Below are 20,506 nucleotides of genomic sequence, written 5' to 3' on the forward strand. Positions count from 1 at the left end.
TCCAGAGAACGGAGACGTGTCATGGCCCAAGCCGCCGCTGTGGCCACACCGCCCAAGGTGCCCAGGCGCCGCTCCGCGAGCCCCCGCCGACTGCCGTATCTGCTGATCGCCCCGGCGGGGCTGCTGATGCTCGGCTTCATCGCCTACCCGGTGATCAGCGTCTTCTACTACAGCCTGCAGAACTACAACGTCACCAAGCCGTGGCGGAACGGCTTCGCGGGCTTCGACAACTTCACCCGGATCTTCACCGAGGACGACCAGTTCTGGACCACGCTGGGGTTCAGCGCCCAGTGGGTGGTCACGCAGGTCGCGCTGCAGCTGGCCCTCGGGCTCGCGCTCGCCCTGATCGTCAACCAGAGCTTCATCGGCCGGGGCCTCTCCCGCGCCATGGTCTTCTCGCCCTGGGCCGTCTCCGGCGTGCTGACCAGCACCATCTGGATCCTGCTCTACAACTCCTCGACCGGTTTCAGCCGCTACCTCGCGGACGCCGGCATCGGGGACTACGGCACCTCCGTGCTCTCCGACACCGGCACCGTCTTCTGGGCCGCGACCGTCGCCGAGCTCTGGCGCGGAGTCCCCTTCTTCGCCATCCTCATCCTCGCTGACCTCCAGTCCGTCTCCAAGGAGCTGTACGAGGCGGCGTCCGTCGACGGCGCGGGGCGGCTGCGCCAGTTCTTCCACATCACCCTGCCGCACCTGCGGGACGCGATCATCCTCGCCACCCTGCTGCGCGGCGTCTGGGAGTTCAACAACGTCGACCTGCTCTACACCCTCACCGGAGGCGGACCCGCGGGCGAGACCACCACGCTGCCGCTCTACGTCGCCAACACCGGCATCGAGGGACATGACTTCGGCTACGCCTCCGCGCTCACCACCGTCGCGTTCGTGATCCTCCTCTTCTGCTCGATCGTCTATCTGCGCCTGAGCAAGTTCGGAGGCGACCAGAAGTGACCGCCGCACTGGCCGAGAAGCACGGCACCCACTCCGTACACCCGCCCGCGCAGAACACCCGCCCGCCCGCCGCGCACCGGCGCCGTGGGCCCGGACGCGAGCGCGCCTTCGACGAGGTGCCGCGCCGGCAGATCTACGTACCCCTCGGCATCTACCTGGTCTTCACGCTCATCCCGTTCTACTGGATGCTGCTGTTCGCCGTGCGCCCCGCCGGGTCCACCTCGCTGGTGCCGTGGCCGACGACCGGGGAGCACTTCGACAAGGTCTGGAACGAGCGCAGCTTCGCCGTCTTCTTCCAGAACAGCATGATCGTCGGGATCTGCACCCTGATCGCCACCACGCTCGTCGCCCTGGCCGGCGGCTACGCGCTCGCCCGGTTCGACTTCAGGATCAAGAACGGCTTCATGCTGGCGCTGCTCTGCTCGCAGTTCATCCCGGGCGCGCTGATGCTCGTACCGCTCTTCGAGATCTTCAAGAACCTCCAGATGATCAACTCGCTGGGCAGTGTGGTCATCGCGGAGACCGTCTTCCAACTGCCGCTCTCCATCATCCTGATCAGCGGGTTCATCAAGAACGTGCCCGTCTCGCTGGAGGAGGCCGCCTGGGTGGACGGCTGCTCGCGCTTCCGTGCCTTCTGCGCGGTGGTGCTGCCGCTGCTGCGGCCGGGGCTGATCGCGGTCGGCTCGTTCGCCTTCGTGCACAGCTGGAACCACTTCCTGTTCGCCCTGATGTTCCTCAGCGAGCAGGACAAGCAGACGATCCCGGTCGGCCTGAACACCCTCATCGGCGCGGACAGCGTCGACCTGGGCGCGCTCGCGGCGGGCGGGGTGATCGCCGCGGTCCCCGTGGTGATCGTCTTCGCCTTCATCCAGAAGTGGCTGATCACCGGCTTCAGCGCCGGCGCCGTGAAGGGCTGAGGCGCATGGGCCCGACGAACAGCACGCACACCGCCCCGCTGCCGGTCGTCCTCGCGGGCGCCCGGGGCCACGGGAGCTGGCACCTCGCCAATATCCGCCGCCTCCAGGACCAGGGCCTCGTCCGGCTCGCCGGGGTCTGCGAACTCCACCCGCTCGACGCGGCCGAACTCGCCGCCTTCGCCCCCTCCGCCGCCTTCGCTTCCGAACCTCCGGAGCAGTCGGCCGACTTCGGGGCGCTCCTGGACTCCACCGGAGCCCGCGCCGCCGTCATCTGCACCCCCATCCAGACCCACGCCGAACTGGCCCTCACCGCCGCCGCCCGCGGCGTACACCTGCTGCTGGAGAAGCCGCCCGCCGCGACCCTCGCCGACTTCGAGCGGATCCTGACCGGGGTACGGGACGCCGGGATCGCCTGCCAGGTGGGCTTCCAGTCCTTCGGCTCGCACGCGGTGCCCGCCGTCCGCGCACTCGTCCGGACCGGCGCCATCGGCACCGTGCGGGGCTACGGGGCCGCCGGCGCCTGGGTCAGGGACGACGCCTACTACGGGCGGGCGCCCTGGGCGGGGCGGCGCCGGATCGGTGACACCGACGTGGTGGACGGGGTACTCACCAACCCGCTCGCCCACGCCGTCGCCACCGCCCTCGAACTCGCCGGCAGCGGTGCGGCCCACGACATCGCGTCGATCGAGACCGAACTCTTCCGCGCCCACGACATCGAGGCCGACGACACCTCCTGCGTCCGCCTCACCACGACGTCCGGACGGCCGGTCACCGCCGCCGTCACCCTCTGCGCGGAGCAGGCCGGGGAACCCTATGTGATCGTCCACGGCGACCGGGGCCGGATCACCTTCTGGTACAAGCAGGACCGGGTCCTGCTCCAGCGCGCCGGACACGGCCCGCGGGAGAAGGTCCACGGACGGACCGACCTCCTGGAGAACCTCGTCGCCCACCTGACACACGGCACCGCACTCCTGGCCCCGCCGCACCGCACCGGCGCGTTCATGCGGGTCGTCGAAGCCGTACGGAACGCCCCCGAACCCGCCGCCCTGCCCTCCGACGCCTGGCACACCGCCCCCGCCCTCAGCGGCGACGGCACCCGCCGGGTGGTGCGCGGCATCGACGCGGCCGTCGCGGCGGGTGCCGACACCCTCAGGCTCTTCTCCGAACTCGGCGTCCCCTGGGCGCTCCCGACAGAGGTGAGTTCACCATGACCACCACCGCACTCCTGAGCTGCGCCGGCCGCCCCGTCGGCCGCTACACCTACCTCCCGGCCCCCGGGGGCCGCCCCTATCTGCACCCCGTCACCACCCTCGGCGGCATCCCGGTCACCGAGGAGCACCCGGCCGACCACCTCCACCACCTGGGCACCTCCGTCGCCGTGCCCGATGTGGCGGGGCACAACTTCTGGGGCGGCCGCACCTTCGTCCGTGGCCAGGGCCCCACCGCGCTCGACAACCACGGGGTCCAGCGCCACCTGGGCTGGAAGCTCCGCGACCCGGACGGCTTCGTCGAGGAGCTCAGCTGGGAGGCCGAAGACACCGAGCTGCTGCGGGAGCACCGCACGGTCGCCGCCACCGAACTCTCCGACACCGCCTGGGCGCTGGACTTCTCCTTCTCGCTCACCAACCGGGGCAGCGCCGACCTGTCGATCGGCAGCCCCGCCACCAACGGCAGGCCGGGCGCCGGATACGGCGGCTTCTTCTGGCGCGCCCCCAAGGAACCCTCGGCGCCCGCCGTGTTCAGCGGCCACGGGGACGGCGAGGAGGCGGTGCACGGACGCGCCGCCGACTGGGTCGCGATGAGCGGCGACGGCTGGACCCTGGTGTTCGCGGGGGCGACGGAGGAGACCCGCCGCGACCCGTGGTTCGTACGGAGCACCGAGTACCCGGGCGTCGGCTCGTCCCTCGCCGCCGCCCACCGGCTGTCCGTCCCCGCCGGAGCCACCGTCGTACGCCGCGTCGTCACCGTCATCGCGGACGGCCGGCTCGACCGGGCCACGGCCGCCGCCCACGTCCGCCGGGCGGTGACCGCGTGAGCGCCGTGCAGGACGACCGGACCTGAGCCCCCCCACGCAGCAACCCTCACACGGACCAGCCACAGAGAAGAGCCGACCATGAAGATCTCGAAGACGCAGCGTGGGCGTGCCGCGGCAGCGGTGTCCGTCGCGGCGGTACTCGCACTGACCGCCACCGCCTGCGGTGACGACGGCAGCGACAGCGGAACCGAGGGCAACGGCAAGGGCGAGATCACCTTCTGGGACAACAACGGCGGTCCGCGCACCGCCATCTGGACCGAGATCATCAAGGATTTCGAGAAGGCGAACCCGGACATCAAGGTCAAGTACGTGCCGATCCCGATCGCCGACGTGCAGTCCAAGTACGACACGGCCATCGCGGGCGGCGGACTGCCGGACGTGGGTGGCGTCGGCACCGCCTACCTGGCCAACATGGTCTCGCAGGAGGCCCTCGACCCGCTCACGGACCGGATCAAGGACTCCGCACTCCAGGGCAAGCTCGTCGAGGGCATGGTCGAGAGCGTCAAGGACGCGGGCGGCCGGGGCGACGACATGTTCGCGGTGCCGACCTCCGCGAACAACGGCGCGCTCTGGTACCGCACCGACCTGTTCAAGGCCGCGGGACTGAAGGCCCCCGCCACCTGGGCCGACTTCTACAAGGCGGCCGACAGGCTCACCGACGCCAAGAAGAACAAGTTCGGCTACACCATCCGGGGCGGCGCCGGCTCTATCGCCCAGGCCATGGACGCCGCGTACGGCCAGTCCGGCATCACGGAGTTCTGGAAGGGTGACAAGACCACCCTCAACGACCCGAAGAACGTGGCCGCGCTGGAGAAGTACGCCGCGCTGTACAAGAAGTCGACGCCCGCCGCCGACGTCAACAACGACTTCACCAAGATGGTCGCCCAGTGGGACACCGGCACCATCGGGATGCTCAGCCACAACCTCGGCTCCTACCAGGACCACCTGAAGGCGCTGGGCAAGGAGAAGTTCGCCGGCATACCGAACCCCGTCAGCGACGGCGGCACCCGGGTCCAGGTCTCCAACCCGGTCGACGGCCTGGGCCTGTTCCGGTCCAGCAAGAACAAGACGGCCGCCTGGAAGTTCATCGAGTTCGCCGCCTCGCACGCGTCCAACAGCAGGTGGAACGAGTCCGCCGGCGCCATCCCGGCCAACACCGAGGCCGCCAAGGACCCCTGGATCAGCGCCACGGAGCCGACCGAGCTCGCCGCGAAGGCTCTCACCGACGGCTCCACCAAGATCGTGCAGCTGCCGTACTACCTGCCCGACTGGAACAACATCAGCAAGGCGGACAACGAGCCGGAGTTCCAGAAGCTGCTGCTCGGCAAGATCACGGCCAAGGCCTTCCTGGACAAGATCGCCGAGGAGCTGAACAAGGCCCAGGCGGAGTGGAAGGAGATCGGCAACGGCTGATCCGGCCCGTTCACAAGGCCGGCGCCCCCGGCGGCCGGCGGCGGGGCTCGTCCAGCCGCCGGCGGCCCCCTCTCCCCGCGCACCTGAACGAGAGCTGAGGATTCGTCATGCCCGCACGCAGATCCCGCACCCGCGCCATCGCCGTCGCGATGGGCTGCGCCTCGTTGGCCCTGGCCCTGAGCGTGCCCGCCCAGGCATCCGCGCACCACGGCGGCAGCAGCACCGAGCGCTCGGTGCTTCCCGCAGGGGACGGCTGGGCCGCCGCCGAGGGCTCCACGACCGGAGGCGCCGCCGCCACCCCCGATCACGTCTACACCGTGAGCAACCGGGCCGAACTCGTCGCCGCCTTCGCGGACGCGGGCGACGCCCCGAAGATCGTCAGGATCGGCGGCACCGTCCACGGGAGCTCCGACGCCGAGGGCAACCCGATCGGCTGCGAGGAGTACCAGAGCGACGGCTACACCCTGGACAAGTACCTCGCCGCCTACGACCCGGCCACCTGGGGCCGCGAGGAGGTCCCGTCCGGCCCCATGGAGGACGCCCGGCTCGCCTCCGCCAAGCTCCAGAAGGCCGCCGTGAACGTCTACGTCCCCTCCAACACCACACTGATCGGCGTCGGCAAGGACGCCACGGTCGTCGGCGCCAGTCTCCAGATCCAGAACGTCTCCAACGTCATCGTCCGCAACATCAGCTTCGAGGACACCTACGACTGCTTCCCCCAGTGGGACCCCACCGACGGCGACACCGGGCACTGGAACTCCGAGTACGACAACCTCGTCGTCCACGGCTCGGACCACGTCTGGGTCGACCACAACACCTTCAGCGACGGGGACCACTCCGACGCGGACCAGCCCCGCTACTTCGACGAGTTGTACCAGCAGCACGACGGGCTCTTCGACATCGTCAAGGGAGCCGACCTGGTCACCGCCTCCTGGAACGTCCTCAAGGACCACGACAAGACGATGCTCATCGGCAACAGCGACGGTGCCGGGGCCACCGATCGCGGCAAGCTCCGGGTCACGCTGCACCACAACCTCTTCAAGGACCTGAACGAGCGCGCGCCCCGCGTCCGCTTCGGGCAGGTCGACTCCTACAACAACCACTTCGTCGCCACTGGAGGCAGCGTCTACGGCTACTCCTACGGCATCGGCGCGGAATCGCACCTCGTCGCAGAGCACAACGCGTTCACCCTGGCCGGGGAGTTCGACCGGGCGAAGATCCTCAAGAAGTGGTCCGAGTCCTCGCTCACGGCCGCCGACAACTACGTCAACGGCCGCCGCACGGACCTGGTTGCCGTCCACAACGCGGGCGTCCCCGAGGAGCGGCTCACCACGGGCGCCGGCTGGACCCCGGCCCTGCGCGACCGGGTCGACCACCCGCTGCTCGTGCCGCTGCTCGTCGGCCTCGGCGCGGGAGCCGGCCGGATCCCCGGCGCCTGACCTCCGACCGCATGCCTGAGAGCCCCCTCTGGGAGTGATCAACCATGCCCTAAAGTGGAACCGCGGGGCCCCTCGAATGTGGTGACCCCGCGGTCCGGGGGCCCAGTGGAGCGACATGAGATCGAGACGTTCCTGACGCTGGCCGAAGAGCTCCACTTCACGCGCACCGCCGAACGCCTGCTCGTCTCGCCGGGCCGGGTCAGCCAGACGATCAAGAAGCTGGAGCGCCAGGTCGGTGGCGCCTTGTTCGAACGCAGCAACCGCCGGGTGGCCCTCACCCCGGTCGGCCGGGAGCTTCACGCCGAGCTGCGCCCCGCGTACCAGCGGGTCCAGCAGGCTTTCGCCAACGCGTCAGCGGTCTGCCGGGGCCTGGGCGGTGTCCTGCGCGTCGGATTCTCCGCCCCGTGGTGCGGCGACCTCATAGTGCGGGCGGGGGAGGAGTTCAGCGCCCGCCATCCCCGGTGCACCGTGGAGTTCCACGAGGTGACGTTCAGCGCCGCCTTCACAGCGTTGCGGGCCGACGCACTCGACCTGCTGATCAAGGAACTCCCCGCAGACGGGGCCGAGTTCGACGTGGGACCGCTTCTGTTCTCCGAACGCCGTGCGCTCGTGGTGCCCGCCTCGCACCACCTCGCGGCTCAGGAGGCGGTCTCCCAGGAGGACACGGCCCTCCTGCCGCTGATCACGCCTGCCGGTGTGTCCCGGGAATTCCTCGATGTGCTGTACCCGACGCGCACACCGGGTGGCCGGACCGTCTCCCGGGGCCCGGAAGCCGTGGCCTGGCAGGAGATCCTCTCGCTGGTCGGGGCCGGCCGAGGCGCGACGACGGTCAGCATGAGGGCAGCGGCCTACCACGGGCGACCGGACGTCGTCTACCTGCCGTACGACTACGCGCCGCCCGTCGACTACGCGCCGCCCGTCGACTACGCGCCGATGTGGCTCAGAGGCAGCGAATCCGCCGAGCTCCGGGCCTTCGTCGGAATCCTCCTGGAGTTCTCGGACATGCGATGACACACGCGATTGCACCCGTGCGACGGGACGTGCGACGAGACGTGTGACGGGACGTGTGACGAGGCACTTGACCACGGTGGCCCGGCTCAGACCTCCGCGTCCCGGCGCGCGTCCCGCGAGGGCAGCGTCAGTGTGGCGCCCGCCGTCAGTACGAGCCCCACGGCAGCGACCAGCATGCTCCACCGCATCCCGGCCAGGAAGGTGTCCGCCCCCGCGAGCAGCGCCCCGAAGACCGCCACCGCGATCGCCCCGCCCACCTGGCGGCCGGTGTTGAGGACGGCCGAGGCGGTGCCCGCCCGGTCCGCGGGCACCGCGTCCAGCAGCATCGCGGTCAGGGCCGGCACCGTCAGCGCCCCGCCGAGGCCGACCGGCACCATCAGAGCCGCCACGACCCACACGCTGGTGTGCGGGCCGACGGTGAGCAACGCCACCAGCCCGGCCGCCCCTGTCAGCTGTCCCGCCACCATGGGCACGCGCGGGCCGAGCAGCCCGGCCATCCTCGCCGAGGCCAGGTTCACCACAGCGACCAGCGCCGTCATCGGAATGAACATCAGACCGGCGCGCATCGCCGATTCGCCGCGCTCCTGCTGCAGATACAGGCTGAAGATGAACACCCCGCCGTAGTAGGCGGCGTTGAGCATGAAGCCGACCACCAGGGAGACCGCCACCACCCGGGAGCGGAACAGGGGCAGCGGAAGCATCGGGTGCGCGCCCCTGGCCTGCGCCGCGAGGAAGGTAGCCGCCGCCACCGCGGCCACCAGCAAGGACAGCACCACGACCGGCCGGCCGAAGCCCTTGTCACCTCCCTCGATCACGCCGTACGTCAGCGCGCCCATCGTGAGCACCGCCGTCACCTGACCGACCGGGTCAAGACGCGCGGGCAGCCGGGGGGAGGCCCGCACCCGGGGGGAGGCCCGCACCCGGGCAAGCAGGACGAGCGCCAGCAGACCGGCCGGGAGGTTGACGAAGAAGATCCACCGCCACCCGACGGAAGCGGTGAGCGCACCGCCGAGCACCGGTCCGGCCGCCACCGCGACCGCGCCGCCCACGGTCCAGACCGCGATGGCCCGCGCCCGCTTCGCCTGATCGGGAAAGCCCTGCCGCACCAGGGCGAGCGACGCCGGCATCATGACCGCCGCCGCGGCCCCCTGCACCAGCCGCGCCGCCACCAGCACACCGAGGCCGGTGGCGAGCCCGCACGCGGCCGAGGCCAGCACGAAGAGCACGACACCGCCGCCGTAGGCCTGCCGGGCCCCGATGCGGTCGGAGAGGGCGCCGGCGGAGAGCATCAGGGCGGCGAAGAGCAGGGTGTATCCGTCCACGACCCACTGCAGGCCGGACATGCCGACGCCGAGGCTACGGCCGATGTCGGGCAGCGCGACGGTGACGATCAGGGCGTCCAGCGAGATGAGGAAGAAGCCCAGCAGCGCGGCGCCGAGCACCACGGGGGAGCCGTCCCTCACTGTCTCCGGGGCTGCGGGCCCCGAGACCGGGAGGGACTTGAGCAGGGATTTCATCGAGGCGCTCCTGGGACGTACGTGACGCTGTGCAACCGTGACCGGGGGTCTGCGCACCACCTGAACAGGCCGTGCCGCGCAGCCCGTCCGCCGCCCAGACACGCTGACAGCCATCGCTCACGCCGACAACGCCCAATGTCTAGAAGCACGTTGAGCGCGGCTAACGGTGGGGTCCGACGGCTCCGGGCGACGGTCACCGGAGGGCCGAAGGGGCTGTCCCACGCGCCGAGTCCCGTTGGCCGCAGGTCTCGCGCGCCGGGGCCCGGCAGCGGCATCGTCGGCGTCGCTGGACGTGTCCACGGCTAGGCGCGTATTCAAGTCAGGCGCAACAATGCGAAGACGTGAAGGACCCGGGACACGCCGAACGCCCCGGTACCCCGAACCGGGGCACCGGGGCGTCACGTTCCCTCGGTCACCGCTGGAGCGCGGCCTTCATCATCTTCTGCGCGATCGGGGCCGCGAGGCCGTTGCCGCTGACCTCGGAGGCGGAAGAACCGGAGTCCTCCACGATCACGGCGACCGCGACCTCCCGGCCGCTCGACCTGTCCTTCGCGTACGAGGTGAACCAGGCGTACGGGGTGTTGCTGTTGCCCACACCGTTCTCCGCCGTGCCCGTCTTGCCGCCCACCTCCGCGCCGCCGATCCTGGCGTTGGTACCGGTGCCCTGCTCCACGACGGTCACCATCGCGCTGCGCAACTGCTTGGCGGTGGAAGCGGAGACGACACGCTTCATGTCGCCGTCCGCGAAGTCCTCCAGCGTGCTGCCCTTGGAGTCCGTCACCTTCGAGACCATGTGCGGTGCGGCCAGCTCACCGCCGTTGGCGAGGGCGGCGGAGACCATCGCCATCTGGAGCGGGGTCGCGGTGACCTCGAACTGGCCGATGCCCGTCAGCGCCGTCTGCGCGTCGTCCATCTTCTTCGGGTAGACGCTCTCGTACGCCCTGACCGGCACATCGAGGTCCTCCGTGTTGAAGCCGAACTTCTCGGCCATCGCCCGCACCTTGTCCTGGCCGAGGTCGGCGGCGACCTTGCCGAAGACGTTGTTGCAGGAGTACTGGAGCGCCACGCGCAGCGTCGCGTTCTCGCAGGGCGCGGAGGCGCTTTCGTTCTTCAGGGGGGTGCTGGTGCCGGGCAGCGTGTACGGCATCGGGCTCTTCGTGGCCTCGTCGACCGAGCTGTACAGCCCGTTCTCCAGCGCGGCGGACGCCACCACCAGCTTGAACGTCGAACCGGGCGCGAGCGGTTGCCGCATCGCGCGGTTGACCAGCGGCTTGTCCGGGTCCGCGAGCAGCTTCTTCCAGGTGTCGCCGTCCGTCGTCCCGCTGATGTCGGACGGGTTGTAGGACGGCGTGGAGACCATCCCCAGGATCTGCCCGCTCTTCGGGTCGATCGCCACGGCCGCGCCCTTGTCGTCACCGAGGGCGTCGTACGCCGCCTTCTGCACGTCCGGGTCGATCGTGGTCAGCACACTGCCCGGATCGGTCTTCTCACCGGTCACCACGTTCAGCGGGTTCTTCAGCCGGTCGTCGGAGCCGTCCAGCACATGGCTGTAGATCCCTTCGAGCTGCGTGGAGCCGTAGGCCTGTGAGCTGTATCCGGTGACGGCGGCGTAGAGGTCGCCCTTGTCGTAGGTGCGCTTGTACGCGAGATCGCTGCCCTCCGTCCTCTTCGATCCGGTGACCGGCGAGCCGGCCATGATGATGTCCCCGAGCGGCTGCGCGTACTGCGCGATGGTTTTCCGCCGGTTGTGGTCGTCGTCTGCGAGCGCCCGTGCCTGGTACGCCTGCACCCAGGTCGCCCGCCCCAGCAGGGCGAGGACCAGCAGCAGGCAGAAGACCGAGGCTCGCCTTATGGTCTTGTTCATCCCGTACAAGGGACGTGCGGGGCGCGGTACGCCGTTCCCGGTTGTGCCGCTTCTCACCCATTACTCATCGTCCTGTCACCCGGCGTCGCCGGCCCGGCCCGGTGCGATGAACCCCGACTCGTACGCGGCGATGACCGCCTGGGTACGGTCCCGCGCGCCGGTCTTCGCCAGGACGCCCGCCACATGGGACTTCGCCGTCGCCGCGCCCACCCGCAGCCGGGCGGCGATCTCCGCGTTGCTGAGCCCGGCCGCCATCAGCCGCAGCACGTCCGCCTCCCGCTCGGTGAGCCGGGCCGCCCAGGCGGCGGGCGGGGCGGACGGCCGCCGCCTCCCGTACTCGGCCGCCAGGCTCCGTACGGCGGCGGGGAACAGCAGCGAGTCGCTGCGGGCCACCAGCCGCACCGCCTGCACCAGCTCCTCGGCCGCCGCCCGCTTGAGGAGGAAGCCGGCGGCTCCCGCGCGCAGCGCCTCGTACACGTAGGAGTCGTGCTCGAAGGTGGTGACGACGATGACGCGGGGCGCCGGGTCGAGCACGGCCAGGATGCGCTCGGTGGCCCGGATGCCGTCGGTCTCCGGCATCCGCACGTCCATCAGCACCACGTCGGGGCGCAGCTCGCGCACCACGGAGAGCGCCTCCGCTCCGGTCGAGGCCTCGCCGACGACCTCCAGCCCGGCCTCCGCGTCCAGGATGACCCGCAGGGCGGTACGGACCATGCGCTCGTCGTCGGCGACGACGATCCGGACCGGCGTGCTCATGGCAGCTCCCGCTCGCCGGGGCGCAGGGGGAGGCGGGCGGTCAGCCGCCACCCGCCGGCGTGCGGTCCGGCGCCGGCCCGGCCGCCGAGCAGTACGGCGCGCTCACGGACGCCGCGCAGTCCTCGGCCGCCGCCGGGGCGTACCGGGGCCGCCGGGGACGGCCGTGCGGGCAGCGGGCTGTCCATCACGATCTCCACTTCCTCCGCGCGCACCGTGATCCGCAGCCGCACCGGTCCGCAGTGCCCACCGTCTGCGCCATGTGCCCCGTGCCGCAGCGCGTTGCTCAGCCCCTCCTGCACGATCCGGTAGGCCTCGCGCCCCACGACGCCGGGCACCGCGCCCCGGTCACCTTCGGCGGTGTACGAGACGGGCACCCCGCACCGCGCCAGCAGCCCGTCCAGCGCGTCGAGCCCGGAGCCGGTCGTGTCCTGCGCGAACCCGGCCGCTCCGGCGCCCTCCGCGGTGCCGGCGGTCTCGGCGTCCTCGGCGGTCCGCTGCAGCAGCCCGAGCACCGAGTCGAGCTCGTCGACCGTCCGCCGCGTGGTCTCCTCGGTCGCGGCCAGCGCCTCGCGGACGAACTCCGGGTCGCTGTCCAGCACCCTGCGGGCCGCGCCTGCCTGGAGGGTGACGGCGCTGAGCGCGTGGCCGACCGAATCGTCCAGTTCCCGGGCCAGTTGGTTGCGTACCGCGAGGCCGGCCGCCCGGCGTTCGGCGGCGGCCAGCCGGTCGTCGGGGGTCGGGACCAGCAGGACCGGTGCCCGGTTCGCCAGCAGCGCCCCGGCCGCCGCCGCGCAGCCGGCCATCGCCGCCAGCATCGCGATCCCGGCGAACGGGGCCAGGGCCGGGAGCCACGGACCGTCCAGCGCCTCCGGCACGTCGAGCACCGGGGACTCGCGCACGGCGGCGAAGAACGGCAGCACCGTCACACCCACCGCGAACGGGGTCAGGGCCAGCGTCATGCCGCTCACGATGCCGCCGAGCGCCACGTGCGGGGTGTACCAGAGCGCCGCGCGGACCCGGGCCTGCCGGGTCCTGGCCGGTCCGTCCGCCAGCGGCCGGTCCGGCGGCAGTCCGCACAGGGCGCGGGCGGCGGACACCGACAGCGGCCGGGCGAGCGGGAAGAGCGCGGTGGCCGAGGCCATCGGCAGGGCGAAGGCGAACGCGATCAGCTGGTCGACCGGCGAGCTGAACACATTGGCGCCCGCCCGGAACGAGCCGACCATCACCGTGCCCACCAGGAAGTACGGCATCAACAGGGCGCCGCCGATGATCAGATGGAGCCAGCGGAGCCGGGCCCGCCGCCCGAGCAGCGGCGTCACGCCCGGAGGCCGGACGGCGGCCGCGTACCGGCCGCGCGCTCGGCCAGGAAGTACGCGCCCAGGGCCAACACCAGCGTTCCGACCAGCATTTGCACAGCGTAGGTCAGCACCGCGGCGGGGGTGGGCCGATGGGCGAGGTCATCGACGCTGCTCAGGGCGGCGAGACCCATCCAGCCGCCCCAGCAGCCCACCGCGCCCGACCCGCCCCAGGCCAGCGCGAGCGGCACCCGAAGCGGCAGCGCGGAGCTCCGGCGGAAGGCGAGGAGCAGCACTCCGGCGACCGCGGCGGCGGTGAAGAGGACATCGACCGCGTCGACGACGTGGGAGCCGCTGTTGCTCTCCGCGATCAGCGCCGCGTTGAGCCCGGCGGTCGACCCGGTGGCCCAGAGCAGATGCATGGTGCCGGGGATCAGGGCGGTCAGCGAGACGGCGACGGCGCAGGCCCGCAGGGCGGGAGCGGTGGGACTGGCGGGCAGATCACGCAGCGTGCCCCGCCAGAGGTGGCCCCAGCGGTCCTTCGCGTACAGCGCGAAGAGGGCGCCCAGGGCCAGGCCCTGGATGATGAAGCCGGTGTAGACGACGGCGAAGACCCACTGGTCGAGGAAGGGCCGGGTGGATTCGGCGCTGCTGGTGATCTCGCCGCCCAGGGCCTGGACCAGCAGTTGGAGCGGATAGCCGGCCATGATCGGCAGCAGCAGACCGGTCGCCACCCACATCGGCAGGACGAGCAGCCACGCGGGCACGCGCCGGCCCCAGGCCTGGGTGAGCAGCAGGGCGGTGACGACGACCGCCCCGTCCATCAGGACCGAACCGCTGTTGGCGACGATCATCGTGGTGCGGTGGTCGAGCAGCGAGCTGCCGTCGGGAATCCCGAGGTGACTGCCCGAGACCCATGCGGCCTTGAGCACGATGTAGGGCAGGCAGGCGACGATCGCCAGGGCGCGCAGCGCGGTGCGCGCCCTGGTGGTGACGGGGGTGGTGAGAGGTGGTCCGGGAGCCGGTGCGAGCGGTGTCTGTGTCATACCGTCCACGCTCCCGCGCGGGCGGCGAGCGCACCTCATACCCGACGGTGATCTGCCTCCCCCGCGCGGGGGAGAGGAGCCGCCCGCCGCTCAGGCCGGAGTCAACAGCAGCTCGGCCGTCTCGTCATCCGGGCAGGGTGAACAGCAGCTCGGCCGTCTCCTCGCCGCGGGCGTTCGCGTAGCCGCGGTCCTCGCCCGTCACGGTGAACCCGCACTTCTCCAGCACCCGCCGGGACCCCGCGTTGTCGGCCGCCGCACGCGCGTACAGCGGACGTTCCGGTACGGCGGCGAGCAGGGCCGCCAGCGCGGCGGTCGCCACGTCCCGGCCCCAGCGCGCCCGGTCGATCCAGTAGGTGACCTCGCGGTCGCCCGGCGGCCCGTAGACCCCGGCGTTGCCGACCACCACCCCGTCGGCGAGGACGCTGCGCATCACGACCGAAGGGTCGGCCAGGACGCGCGCCCAGTGGGCGTCGAACGCGTGCCGGTCCGTGGGGTCCTCGCTGGTGAAGGCAGCGGCATGGACCGCCACCGGGTCGGACATCCAGCCGAAGAACAGCGGCAGATCGCCGTCCTGGACCGGGCGGAGTGAGACCTCCACGGGTCAGAGCCTCCGGGTCGCGAGGGTCAGCCGGTCGCGCGCGTCGAACAGCGCGTCCTTGACCGTCTGTTCGTGCGCGGGCGTGAGCCGGGCGACCGGCACCGAGCAGCTGATCGCGTCGCGCGCCGGGGTGCGGTACGGGATCGCGACACCGAAGCAGCGCAGCCCCAGGGTGTTCTCCTCGCGGTCCACCGCGTACCCCTGCTCGCGGATCAGGCGCAGCTCCTCGATGAGCTTCTCCCGGTCGGTCAGGGTGTGCTCGGTCAGCGCGGGCAGCGTCTCGGGCAGCATCTTGCGGACCTGCTCGTCGCTGTGGGTGGCCAGCAGCGCCTTGCCGAGCGAGGTGGAGTGCGCGGGCAGCCTGCGGCCGACCCGGGTGAAGGGGCGCAGATAGTGCTGGGACTGGCGGGTGGCGAGGTACACCACGTTCGTCCCGTCGAGACGGGCCAGGTGGATGGTCTCCGTCGTGTCGTCGGAGAGCCGGTCCAGGGTGGGGCGGGAGGCGGCGACGACCTCGTCGCCGTCGATGTACGAGGTGCCGACCAGCAGCGCCCGTACGCCGATCCCGTACCGCGTGCCGGTCGCGTCCGTCTCCACCCAGCCCAGCTCGACCAGGGTGCGCAGCAGCATGTAGAGGCTGGACTTGGGGTAGCCGACGGCCTCCTGAACCGCGGCGAGCGAGTGCATGCCGGGCCGCCCGGCGAAGTACTCCAGCAGTTCCACCGTCCGTACCGCGGACTTGACCTGTGCCCCACCAGACTCGGCAACCGACATCGCCCTACGCCCTTTCCAGCCCACTTGAGAAACCCGCGACTTCTTGCCAACACCGAACGCCCGGAAATAGAGTCGCTTCATATTCACGATCGGGAATTTTGTTCAGAATACCGAACAACTTCTGATGTGTGGCAGTGGAGCGGAAGGAAAAAACGGTGGCAGCAGCACCAGTCTGGAGCGTCGACCCCCGCACCGGGAACCCGCGTGAGCAGGTTGCGGTGGAGGCTACAGCGGAGGAGGTCGACCGGGCGGTCCGGGCCGCCCACGCCGCACGTGCCTCGCTCGCGGACCGCACCGTGCGCGCCGCCTTCCTGCGCACCGCGGCCGATCTGCTCGCCGAGGCCGGTGAGCACGTCATCGAGGCCGCCGACGCGGAGACAGCCCTCGGCCCGGCCCGGCTCACCGGCGAACTCGCGCGCACCGCAGCCCAGTTGCGGGCCTTCGCGGAGGTCGTCGACGAGGGCGCGTTCCTCGACATCCACATCGACCACGAGGACGCCACCCGCACCCCGCCGTGGCCCGACCTGCGCCGCTACAAGATCCCGCTCGGAGTCGTCGCCGTCTACGCGGCCAGCAACTTCCCGCTCGCGTTCTCCGTCCCCGGCGGCGACACCGCCAGCGCCCTCGCGGCCGGCTGCCCGGTCGTCGTCAAGGCGCACCCCGACCACCCGGCGACCTCCGAACTCTGCGCCTCCGTGCTGCGCAGGGCCGCCGCGCAGCACAGTCTCCCCGAGGACGTCCTCACCGTCGTGCACGGCTTCGAGGCGGGCGTCGAGCTGGTCAGGCACCCGCTCGTCAGCGCCGCCGGCTTCACCGGCTCGGTACGCGGCGGCCGCGCCCTCTTCGACGCGGCGGCGGCCAGGCCCGCCCCCATTCCGTTCCACGGCGAGCTGGGCTCCCTCAACCCCGTCGTCGTCACGGAGGCGGCCGCCGCGGAGCGCGCCGAGCAGATCGGCGCCGGGCTCGCGGGCTCGATGACCATGGGCGAGGGCCAGTTCTGCACCAAGCCCGGATTCGTCCTCGCCCCGGCGGGCGAGACGGGCGACCGCCTCCTGAAGTCCCTCACGGAGGCGGTCAGCGACACCGAGGCCGGCGTCCTGCTCGACCACCGGATGCGCGAGGCCTTCCTCGCCGGAGTCAGCGAGCGCGCCGCCCTCCCGGACGTGGACGCCCCGGTCACCCCCGGCGCGGGCGGCGAGCACACCGTCGCGGCCGGCTTCCTGACCGTACCGGCGCACCTCCTGACCGCCGAGGGCCCGCACGACGCCCTCCTGGAGGAGTGCTTCGGCCCGGTCACCGTCGTGGCCCGCTACACCTCCCAGGACGAGGTCACCACGGTCCTCTCCCGGCTGCCCGGCAACCTCACCGCCACCCTCCAGATCGCCACGGAGCAGGCCGACGACAGCGCCGCCGCACTCCTCGCGGCGCTCACCCCGCTGGCCGGCCGGGTCCTGGTCAACGGCTGGCCGACCGGCGTCGCCGTCGCCCCCGCCCAGCACCACGGCGGCCCCTACCCGGCCACCACCTCCACCTCCACCTCGGTCGGCGCCACCGCGATCGAGCGCTGGCTGCGCCCGGTCAGCTACCAGACCACCCCCGAGGCACTGCTCCCGCCGGAGCTGCGCGAGGACAACCCGCAGGGGCTGCCGCGCCGGGTGGACGGGCGCCGCGCATGACCCTGCGACTCCCCGAACTCCCCTTCGGCCTCGAACCGTTCGGCCCGGCGACGGAATGGGCCTACGAGGGCGGCGTACTGACCGGCCGCGCGGGCGCCCGGCAGGACCGCTTCGTACCGCCGGGCGGCGCCGCCCTCGAACCGGCGAGCGACGCGCCCCGGCTGCTGGGCACCGCCCCCGAGGGCGACTTCCAGCTGATCGCCCGGGTGCGGGTCGGCTTCGCCGCCGCCTTCGACGCGGGCGTCCTCTACCTCCACGTCGGTGACCGCGAGTGGGCCAAGATCTGCCTGGAGCTGTCCCCGGACCGCCCCACCATCTGCACGGTCGTCACCCGTGGCCACTCCGACGACGTCAACTCGGCCGTCGTGGACGGCGACACCTACTGGCTGCGGCTGAGTCGTACCGGCAGCGCCTTCGCCTGCCACGCCTCCGCCGACGGCGAGAAGTGGACCTTCGTCCGCGTCTTCGCCCTGGGCACCCCGGAGCAGGCCGCCGCCGCGTCCATCGGCTTCCTGGTCCAGTCACCCACGGGTGACGGCTGCGAGGCGGCCTTCGACCGGATCACGTTCCGCCCGACAGGTCTGGTGGACCTCCGCGACGGGAGCTAGGCAGTGTGCACCCCGACGCCCTCGGCCTCCGGCATCGGAGACTGTCGGGGTGCACGCCGCGCTCACCCCGGCGCGTCCCCCGAGGATCCCAGCCCGTCGGACGCGTTGACGCACCTCAGGACCGCGGACAGGTCCTCGGCCGTGCCACCGGACCAGCCGTGGACGGTCACCTCGACGCTCTCGCCGGGGAGCAGCGTCATCAGGCCGCGGTCCGCGTGTGCGTCCGGGGACAGGCGATCGGCCTGGAGCAGGAGGTCGCGTACCAGGGTGTGCGCCGTGACGGTGACACGGGTGAGGTTCGCCGCGGTGGCGACCTGGGTGGTGACCTTCGCGGCCGGATACGCGAAGAGGCGATCAGGCGTCGCGAAGTGCAGCGCGCGCAGCTGGTCGGCGTCGGCGACGATGAACTCACGGCTGGAGTCGACCATTTCGGTGATGTCGTCCGGCAGCGGGATCAGGGCCACGGCTCGCGGACCGAGCGTGACGGACTCGTGGTGCTCGGCGCGCACCGCGCCGTCGGCGTCCATGCGGCGGACCGTGGGTCGGCACGTCCACGCGGTGCCGCTCTGATTCACCGCGGCCAGCACCAGCCGTCCGTCGCGTCGCTGGAGGGTCAGCAGCCGGTCGGCATACAGGCGCTTCAGCTCGTGGTATAGCGGCTTCTCGCGCTCGTCGCCGTCGATGGCCGCCCAACTGGTCACCGGCCAGCAGTCGTTGAGCTGCCACAGGATGGTGCCCGCGCACACGGGCCAGTGCGAGCGCCAGTGCTCGACGCCCGTGGCGATGGCCCGTGCCTGGTTGACCTGGGTCAGGTAGTGCCAGGTGTCGAAGTCCCGGGGCGCGTCGAAGTGGTTCAGCAGACCCCGGTCGAGCTTGCCGTTGCCGTCCTCGGCCTTCTGGTGGTGGAGCATGCCCGGCGAGTCCGCGGTCAGCGGCTCATCGGTGACCGACCGCCGTACCGTCGCGTAGGCGGGCGGCGCCTGCCAGCCGAACTCGGCAACGAAGCGGGGCACGTCGTCGAGGTACGCCGAGTAGTCGATGCGGTTCCACACCTCCCAGGAGTGGCTCGTGCCATGGTCTGGGTCGTTGGGGTGCAGGGCACGGGAGCCGGACCAGGGGCTGCCTGCCCAGTAGGGCCGGGTCGGGTCGGTGTGCGCCACCACGCGGGGCAGCAGGTCCAGGTAGTAGCCCTCGCCCCAGCTCTTTCCGTCGAGCTCCGGTTCCCAGTCCCAGTCGCGAAATCCCCACAGGTTCTCGTTGTTGCCGTTCCACAGGACCAGGGAGGGGTGGGGCATCAGCCGCACCACGTTCTCGCGCGCCTCCGACTCGACCTCCGAGCGGAGCGGCTCCTCCTCGGGGTAGGCCGCGCACGCGAACAGGAAGTCCTGCCAGACCAGCAGCCCCAGCTCGTCGCAGGCGTCGTAGAACTCCTCGTTCTCGTAGATCCCGCCGCCCCAGACCCGGACCAGATCGACGCCCGCCGCCGTGGCCTGTTCGAGGCGGCGCCGGTAACGGGGGCCGTCCACCCGGGTGACCAGTGTGTCGTCCGGGATCCAGTTGACACCCCGCACGAACAGGTGCTCGCCGTTGATCACCAGGGTGTATCCGGAGCCGGCCGCGTCCGGCGCGGTGTTCAGTTCCACGGTGCGGAAGCCGACGCGGCGCTCCCAGGTGTCCAGGGGGGCGGCGGGCTCGGCGCCGGTGGTGTCGGTGAGGGTGACGGTGCAGGCGTACAGGGACTGTTCGCCGTAACCTCGGGGCCACCACAGCTCGGCGTCCGCGACCACGACCTCCACGTCGGCGGTGGTGGCCCCCTCGGGCAGGTCCGCGTGGGCCAAGACGCCGGCCACCTCGACGGCGACCCGCAGGGCGCGCGCGGCTCCGGTTGCGGTGCGCTCCACCTCCGCGCGCACCAGGACACGGCCGGTTCCCTCGGCGTCGACCGTGACCTCGGGGCGTACCTCTGCAATCCGCGCGGTCGACCAGCTTTCAAGGCGGGCCTGGCGCCAGATGCCCGCGGTCACGAGCGTCGGGCCCCAGTCCCAGCCGAACGAACTCGCCATCTTACGCACATAGTTGAAGGGCTCCGGATAGGCGTTGGGCCGCGGGCCGAGCTCGGCGCGGACCGCCTCAGCCTCCTCGTAGGCCGAGGTGAACTCCACGTCGAGAGCCGGTTCGGCCCCGTCGGCCAGCGCCTCGGTGACATCGAAGCGGTAGGAGCGGTGCATGTTACGGGTGCGGCCCAGCGACACGCTCCCCAGCCGTACGTCCGCGACGGTGTCGAGTCCGTCGAAGACCAGGTCGGTGCGCTCGTGGTCGCCGACCGGTGGCAGCACGGTGCGGTAGGTCCAGTCCGCGCGGCCGACCCAGGCCACCTCCACCTCGTTCCGGTCGATGAACGGGTCCGGGATCAGCCCGGCGGTCAGCAGGTCCGTGTGAACGCATCCCGGGACGGTGGCGGGTACACCGCCGTGCAGCAGCGCCTGTGGCGCCTGCGCGGGGAGGTGCCGGGTGGTGTTCAGGCTCATGGTCCAGCCCCGGGTGAGAGGGGTGGTGACCTTCATGCGTTCTCCTTGGACCCGGAAGGGCTCGTCGGTACGGACAGG

17 protein-coding genes are annotated in these 20,506 nt (G+C 71.7%); 9 read left to right on the plus strand and 8 right to left on the minus strand.

All coding sequences use genetic code 11. The features are described from left to right. Positions 1–21 precede the first annotated feature (21 nt). The 7 genes from RLT59_RS30645 to RLT59_RS30675 all read left to right on the plus strand — a co-directional run bounded on the left by RLT59_RS30645 (position 22) and on the right by RLT59_RS30675 (position 7,766). Positions 22–951, plus strand: coding sequence for a carbohydrate ABC transporter permease (locus RLT59_RS30645; protein ID WP_311306406.1), 930 nt, complete (start codon positions 22–24; stop codon positions 949–951). Next, positions 948–1,868 carry a carbohydrate ABC transporter permease gene (locus RLT59_RS30650; RefSeq protein ID WP_311306407.1) on the plus strand — a complete coding sequence of 307 codons (921 nt, stop codon included), beginning with the start codon at positions 948–950 and terminating at the stop codon, positions 1,866–1,868. Before RLT59_RS30645 ends, RLT59_RS30650 begins: the two co-directional genes overlap by 4 nt. 5 nt (positions 1,869–1,873) lie before the next feature. Further along, positions 1,874–3,079, plus strand: a complete 1,206-nt coding sequence (locus RLT59_RS30655; protein ID WP_311306408.1) for a Gfo/Idh/MocA family protein — start codon at positions 1,874–1,876, stop codon at positions 3,077–3,079. Next, positions 3,076–3,903 carry a DUF6807 domain-containing protein gene (locus RLT59_RS30660; protein WP_311306409.1) on the plus strand — a complete coding sequence of 276 codons (828 nt, stop codon included), beginning with the start codon at positions 3,076–3,078 and terminating at the stop codon, positions 3,901–3,903. Before RLT59_RS30655 ends, RLT59_RS30660 begins: the two co-directional genes overlap by 4 nt. A gap of 78 nt (positions 3,904–3,981) precedes the next feature. Then, positions 3,982–5,316 (plus strand): ABC transporter substrate-binding protein, encoded by a 1,335-nt coding sequence (locus RLT59_RS30665; protein ID WP_311306410.1) that lies wholly within the window; start codon positions 3,982–3,984, stop codon positions 5,314–5,316. A 107-nt stretch (positions 5,317–5,423) separates the two neighbouring features. Continuing rightward, a complete protein-coding gene (locus RLT59_RS30670; RefSeq protein WP_311306411.1) occupies positions 5,424–6,755 on the plus strand; it encodes a pectate lyase family protein in 1,332 nt (443 codons plus the stop codon). 105 nt (positions 6,756–6,860) lie between these two features. Further along, positions 6,861–7,766: a LysR family transcriptional regulator gene (locus RLT59_RS30675; RefSeq protein ID WP_311306412.1), complete on the plus strand. Its 906-nt coding sequence runs from the start codon at positions 6,861–6,863 to the stop codon at positions 7,764–7,766. 86 nt (positions 7,767–7,852) lie between these two features. Here the strand turns inward: RLT59_RS30675 and RLT59_RS30680 are convergent, their stop codons facing one another. The 7 genes from RLT59_RS30680 to RLT59_RS30710 all read right to left on the minus strand — a co-directional run bounded on the left by RLT59_RS30680 (position 7,853) and on the right by RLT59_RS30710 (position 15,616). Then, positions 7,853–9,283 carry an MFS transporter gene (locus RLT59_RS30680; RefSeq protein ID WP_311306413.1) on the minus strand — a complete coding sequence of 477 codons (1,431 nt, stop codon included), beginning with the start codon at positions 9,281–9,283 and terminating at the stop codon, positions 7,853–7,855. Between the two features lie 412 nt (positions 9,284–9,695). Continuing rightward, positions 9,696–11,147: a peptidoglycan D,D-transpeptidase FtsI family protein gene (locus RLT59_RS30685; protein WP_311306414.1), complete on the minus strand. Its 1,452-nt coding sequence runs from the start codon at positions 11,145–11,147 to the stop codon at positions 9,696–9,698. Positions 11,148–11,222: 75 nt separating this feature from the next. Then, positions 11,223–11,903, minus strand: coding sequence for a response regulator (locus RLT59_RS30690; RefSeq protein WP_311306415.1), 681 nt, complete (start codon positions 11,901–11,903; stop codon positions 11,223–11,225). Next, positions 11,900–13,222, minus strand: a complete 1,323-nt coding sequence (locus RLT59_RS30695; protein ID WP_311306416.1) for a sensor histidine kinase — start codon at positions 13,220–13,222, stop codon at positions 11,900–11,902. The genes RLT59_RS30690 and RLT59_RS30695 overlap by 4 nt, the downstream gene beginning before the upstream one ends. Further along, positions 13,219–14,244 (minus strand): hypothetical protein, encoded by a 1,026-nt coding sequence (locus RLT59_RS30700; RefSeq protein WP_311306417.1) that lies wholly within the window; start codon positions 14,242–14,244, stop codon positions 13,219–13,221. Before RLT59_RS30700 ends, RLT59_RS30695 begins: the two co-directional genes overlap by 4 nt. Before the next feature lie 124 nt (positions 14,245–14,368). Continuing rightward, entirely contained in the window at positions 14,369–14,842 is a 474-nt protein-coding gene (locus RLT59_RS30705; RefSeq protein WP_311306418.1) for a GNAT family N-acetyltransferase, read from the minus strand. A gap of 3 nt (positions 14,843–14,845) precedes the next feature. After that, positions 14,846–15,616, minus strand: a complete 771-nt coding sequence (locus RLT59_RS30710) for an IclR family transcriptional regulator (protein WP_024492240.1) — start codon at positions 15,614–15,616, stop codon at positions 14,846–14,848. Positions 15,617–15,771: 155 nt separating this feature from the next. Between RLT59_RS30710 and RLT59_RS30715 the strand changes: the two genes are divergently transcribed. Both RLT59_RS30715 and RLT59_RS30720 read left to right on the plus strand, forming a co-directional pair. Next, positions 15,772–17,292, plus strand: a complete 1,521-nt coding sequence (locus RLT59_RS30715; protein WP_311306419.1) for an aldehyde dehydrogenase (NADP(+)) — start codon at positions 15,772–15,774, stop codon at positions 17,290–17,292. Beyond that, entirely contained in the window at positions 17,289–17,900 is a 612-nt protein-coding gene (locus RLT59_RS30720) for a DUF1349 domain-containing protein (RefSeq protein WP_311306420.1), read from the plus strand. The genes RLT59_RS30715 and RLT59_RS30720 overlap by 4 nt, the downstream gene beginning before the upstream one ends. A 62-nt stretch (positions 17,901–17,962) precedes the next feature. Here the strand turns inward: RLT59_RS30720 and RLT59_RS30725 are convergent, their stop codons facing one another. Further along, positions 17,963–20,464 (minus strand): glycoside hydrolase family 2 protein, encoded by a 2,502-nt coding sequence (locus tag RLT59_RS30725; protein WP_311306421.1) that lies wholly within the window; start codon positions 20,462–20,464, stop codon positions 17,963–17,965. Positions 20,465–20,506: the final 42 nt, after the last annotated feature.

Source organism: Streptomyces sp. ITFR-6, from assembly GCF_031844725.1.
Classification (GTDB): Bacteria; Actinomycetota; Actinomycetes; order Streptomycetales; family Streptomycetaceae; genus Streptomyces.